Origin of the sequence: Lawsonibacter faecis (assembly GCF_014287675.1) — a bacterium.
GTDB lineage: Bacteria > Bacillota > Clostridia > Oscillospirales > Oscillospiraceae > Pseudoflavonifractor > Pseudoflavonifractor faecis.
The window spans coordinates 1-3,911 of record NZ_JACOPQ010000030.1 but is presented as its reverse complement, the minus strand read 5'-3'; the positions used below and the strand labels follow the sequence as shown (position 1 = coordinate 3,911).

The following is a 3,911-nucleotide window of genomic DNA, read 5'->3' as shown; positions in this document are numbered from 1 at the left end:
TCTGGGGCGCCGTGCCAAAAACCAGCAGGTCGTAGAGGATTTGAAGCGGGAGCGCGCCCTGTACGTCTGGCTGCTGGGAGACGGTGGCGGAGATGATGCCGTCCCGGAGCATCTCCCGCTGGGCGGGTATGAGGTCGTTGGTGATGATGGCCAGGTCCCGCCCCTCGGCGGCCTTCCGGGCCGCCCGGCAGATGTTGAAATCGCCCAGATTGACGATGTACAGCGCCGTCATCAGCGGATTGCGCTCCAGCAGCTCGTCCAGCGGGTCGTAGTTGTCCCCGTGAAAGACCGCCGGAATGCCGCCGTCGGCCAATGTCACGCCGGGGTGCCGGTCGTGGAGCTCTTGAGTGAATCCCCCCATCCGCGCGGTGAAGCTGGGTGAGTTGGGGCCGTCGCAGGTGACGACTCCCACCTCGCCCTCCTCCCCGGTACAAAGGGCGCAAAGCCCCGCCGCCACCCGGCCCGACTGTACATAGTCGCAGCCCACATAGCAAAGGTGGTCGGCAAAATCCTCGTCGATGTTAAAGAACACCGTGGGTGTTTTCCGCGCGTTCAGCCGCTCCATGAACTCCAGAAAGGGCTTAATCCGCAGGGGCAGGGCGGCCACGCCGTCCGGCTCGCTGGCCTCCACCTCCTGGAGCACCCGTTCCAGGTAAGCCCGGTCGAACTGGCGGATGAGGTAGAAATCCACCGTCACCCCCAGCTCCCGCAGCTCAGCGGCCTTGTCCCGGGCGGCGTGGAGGATGTCCAGGAAGAAGACATGCTCCGGCCCGTGGACAATGAGGAACGCGAGGCGCAGCTTCCGCTTCCGGGCGGCCAGCATCTGCCCCGCCGCGTTGGGACGAAAGCCCATATCCTCCATCAGCGTGCGGATGCGCTTCTCGGTCTCCGGGTTCACGCCCGGGCGGCCGTTCACCACCCGGTCCACCGTCCCCCGGGATACCCCCGCCATTTTTGCGATTTCTTTGATGGTCACCATAGTATCACGCCGTTTCTTTTGGTATCAGCCCTGCTCGGCGGCACAGCGCTTCTCCTGCGGCGCTTCCGGGAAGATGATTTTATTGACGAAGAAGAAGATCACCATGGAGATGCCGCCGTTGAGGACGACGGTGCCGATGTTGTAGATGAAGTCGGGCACGAGGAGGCCCGCCACCGCCACCCAAATGCAGTTGACCGAGTTGACGATGCAGTTGATGACCACGAAGGCCACCGCGTACCAGGCAATCTGGTAGGCCAGATTGCCCTTGCTGCGGAAGACGAAGTTGCGCTGGATGGGGAAATTGATGACCTCGCCGATGAGCATGGCGATCATGTAGGCGCAGAAATAGCCCAGACCGCCGTGGGCCACGTCGTAGCCGAAGATGTTCCACTTGAAGGTCTCGCCGAAGAGGGTCAGGGGGATGCCGGGCCAGCCGAAGTCCACGCTGGCGAGGCTCTGGAACGCGTTGGGCAGAAACTGGAGGATGAAGTATTTGAGCACCGTCACCAGATTGCTGACGATGACGAACAGTCCGCCCTCCCGGATCCATTTGGCGGCCTTGGGGTGTTTGCCGGCAAAGCCGCCCCACATGCCCGCGATACCGCCCTTTTCCACTTGTTTTTTCATATCAGATATGCTCCTTTCCTGCCTCCGCCAGCTTTTGACTGCACTGCTTTTCCGCCTTGTTTTTGCGGAAAAAGCCGCCGATGAGATGGCCCGCGCCCTTGAAGAAGTGGCCGTTGAAAATCTCCACCAACGCGGCGGCCATCGCCATATCCATGGCCCCGCCCATCATCTTCGCCACGCCGCGGAAGGGCATATTGTAGATGAAGAGGATGTTCAGGTCCGGGGTGCCCTTCTTCTCCGCCTTGTCCTTCATATGGGTGAGGATGCGCCAGACCAGCCGGCCCACCCATCGCTTGGCGTAAAAGAGCTGTGCGAAGGTGTCGTTGAGGGTGAGCGGAGCGCTGCGGTCCCATCTGGCCGGGGGGATGGGGCGGCCCAGCAGGGTCTGGAATTCCCGGTCCCCCACGTCGCTCACCTCACCGGAGAAATAGCTGGCGAGGATGTTCTTGTCGTAGATTCCCTCGGCGGAGGTCCCCTTCACCTCGATTTCCGTGCTCAGGCGGATGTTCTCGCAGGAGGAGCCCACCTTTACCTCGTAAATGCCGCCTTCCACCTCAAACTTCCCGGTTTTGATATTGAAATACCGGAACGCCTTGTCGTCCAGCGGAATTTTTACAGCTTTGGATTCTCCGGGCTCCAAAAATACCTTGGCAAAGCCTTTCAGCTCCTCATTGGGCCGAAAAACTGCGCTGTTTTTCATCCCCACATAGACCTGCACCACCTCGGCCCCGGCGAGGCTCCCGGTATTGGAGAGTGTAAGGGATACTTCCTTGTCAGTAACCGTCAAGCCGGTATATTCAAAGGTGGTGTAGCTCAGGCCGAAGCCGAAGGGGAAACGGACGGGGACGTTGGCGGTGCGGTAGTAGCGGTACCCGATGTACGGCCCCTCGCGGTACTCCACCGTCCGCTCCTCACCCGGGAAATGCCCGCTGGCCGGGGTGTCCTCATAGCGGAGGGGCCAGGTCTCGTTCAGCCGGCCGGAGGGATTTACCGCTCCGGTCAGTACGGCCGCCATGGCCCCCGCGCCCGCCTGACCGCCCAGGTAGCCGTGGACCAGGGCCTTGCAGCGGTCCAGCCAGGGGGTCTCCACAGGCGCGCCGCCAGAGAAGATGACCACGACGTTGGGATTGGCGGCGCTCACCGCCTCCAGCAGATCGATCTGGTTCCGGCGGATTTTCATGTCCCTGCGGTCCAGGCCCTCCGACTCCAGGATCTCGTCCAGCCCCAGGTACAGCAGCACTGTGTCCGCCAGCTTCGCCAGCTCCACGGCGGCGTTTTTTTTCGGGCCGTCCTCCCCGCCGTGGCGGAGGAAGCCGGGCTCGTACCCCAGAACCTCCAGGCCGCTCTCCCTCAGGCTCTCCAGGGGACTGACCAGCCTGGTGGGGTTCACCACGCTGGACCCCGCGCCCTGGTAGCGGGGCGTCTGGGCAAAGTCGCCGATGACGGCCACCCGGGCGCCCGCCTTGAGGGGCAGGAGACTGTCCTCGTTCTTCAGCAGTACAATGGTGCTCTGCGCAGCCTTCCGTGCAAAGGCGTGGTGGGCTTCCACATCGAAATCGGGGGTGCTTTCGGGAATCACTGTGGCGAAGAGGACCCGCAGATACTCGTCCACCCGCTCGTTGACGATGTCTTCGGAGAGTCTGCCCTCCCGGACCGCCGCTGCCAGCGCCCGGTCGCTGTCGCCGCCGGTGGCGGGCATCTCCAGGTGTGTGCCCGCAATCAGCCCGTCCACCCGGTCATTGCTGCCGCCCCAATCGGTGACGGTGAAGCCCTCGAAGCCCCACTCGTCCACCAGGATGTCCCGCAGAAGCTTCTTGTCCTCACTGGCGTAGACGCCGTTTATCTGGTTGTAGGAGGACATGATGGAGAGGGGCTTCCCCTCCTTCACGGCAATTTCAAACCCGGTGAGGTAAATTTCACGGAAGGTCCGCTCATCCAGCACGCTGTCCGAGTGCATCCGCAGCAGCTCCTGGTTGTTGACCGCAAAGTGCTTGGGACAGGCGGCGACCCCTTTGGACTGGATGCCCCGGATGTACGCCGCCGCCATCTTGCCCGCCAGATAGGGGTCCTCCGAGAAATACTCAAAGTCCCGGCCGCAGAGGGGCGAGCGCTTCATGTTCAGGGCCGGCCCCAGCAGGACGCTGACGCCCTGGGCCGCCGCCTCCTCCCCCAGGAGCTTACCCAGCTCCTCCCCCAGGCGCTCATCCCAGGAGTTGGCCATGGTCGCCGCCGTGGGGAAGCAGGTTGCGGGGAGACTGGCGTTCAGCCCCAGGTGGTCCGCCGCCCCCGCCTGCTTGCGCAGCCC

At 63.2% G+C, this 3,911-nt stretch carries 3 protein-coding genes; all 3 read right to left on the bottom strand.

Annotation, left to right across the window (positions count from 1 at the left end; genetic code table 11):
• Positions 1-979 (bottom strand): LacI family DNA-binding transcriptional regulator (locus H8S62_RS17735; protein WP_186920429.1); only part of this gene is annotated, 979 nt, incomplete at its 3' end.
• A 24-nt stretch (positions 980-1,003) separates the two neighbouring features.
• Positions 1,004-1,606 (bottom strand): GtrA domain-containing protein, encoded by a 603-nt coding sequence (locus tag H8S62_RS17730; RefSeq protein ID WP_243141741.1) that lies wholly within the window; start codon positions 1,604-1,606, stop codon positions 1,004-1,006.
• A 1-nt stretch (position 1,607) separates the two neighbouring features.
• Positions 1,608-3,911: glycoside hydrolase family 3 C-terminal domain-containing protein (locus tag H8S62_RS17725; RefSeq protein WP_155152941.1), on the bottom strand; the 2,304-nt coding region annotated here is incomplete at its 5' end.

Bases quoted from the DNA above. Each gene is read 5' to 3' on its own strand.
- H8S62_RS17730 (WP_243141741.1), bottom strand. From the start codon at position 1,606: ATGAAAAAACAAGTGGAAAAGGGCGGTATCGCGGGCATGTGGGGCGGC.